We start from the raw sequence: 822 nt of genomic DNA on the forward strand, positions 1-822 counted from the left end.
ACTAATGGTAGATCGGCCCGAGAGAATTTCCCGAATGATCTTATTCCTCTCAGATGGGCTACGCCTTTTCTGCCTGTTTGCCAAATACTCCGAACTTCCGTATTTGACCGCCCAAGCCAAAACAGTGGACTTAGCTAAGTTATGGCGATCACAAATCAGATTAATTGATCCACCTTCACGCTCAACTTCTGCGATAATCGTTTTCTTGTAAGACTCTAAATAAAGCCTACCGAACTTCTTACCCTTGATTTCTTTTGACATCGTAACTTAAATTTAGTGATTAATACTTGTTCGTAACGATGTTAAGTTTATACAGGACGAGTCAAAATTCCTGTTTAGACTTTAGCGAGTTTTGGCTGAGAACCTTCTTCCTACCCCCTTCGGATCTGGTGCGGTCTGCTTCCGTTCAGTTGCTCATCAGTTGCCGATAATGTGCGGTTTCAGCGCACGATATCCGCAACCGATCGGAAGCTGATGGCTAGAGATCCGAAGCAATATAAAAGCAGGTAGGGCACTTGCTGCTAATTTTCCGGAAAAACCTCCATGAACAGAAGCTCACAACGGCGGATAAAAGTTTTTGAAGGTTCTTCTGGGCAAATGTAAAACAACCAGACGTTCAAGAAAATCGATGGAGGTAATTGGCGGCGAAATGGCGGCAATTGGCGGTGAACTCATGAAAATTCAATCACTTCGCGTGACTCGTCCTGTATAAACTTAACATCGTTACGAACAAGTATTAATCACTAAATTTAAGTTACGATGTCAAAAGAAATCAAGGGTAAGAAGTTCGGTAGGCTTTATTTAGAGTCTTACAAGAAATCG

The 822-nt window shown here is 42.2% G+C and carries 1 protein-coding gene; it reads right to left on the reverse strand.

What is annotated here, in order from left to right; all coding sequences use genetic code 11:
* Positions 1–261, reverse strand: a 261-nt coding sequence (locus J4N24_RS25410) for a hypothetical protein (RefSeq protein ID WP_207536549.1), incomplete at its 3' end; no start/stop codon positions are given.
* Positions 262–822 lie beyond the last annotated feature (561 nt).

It is taken from the genome of Desertivirga arenae, from assembly GCF_017355785.1.
In the GTDB taxonomy this organism is placed as follows: domain Bacteria; phylum Bacteroidota; class Bacteroidia; order Sphingobacteriales; family Sphingobacteriaceae; genus Desertivirga; species Desertivirga arenae.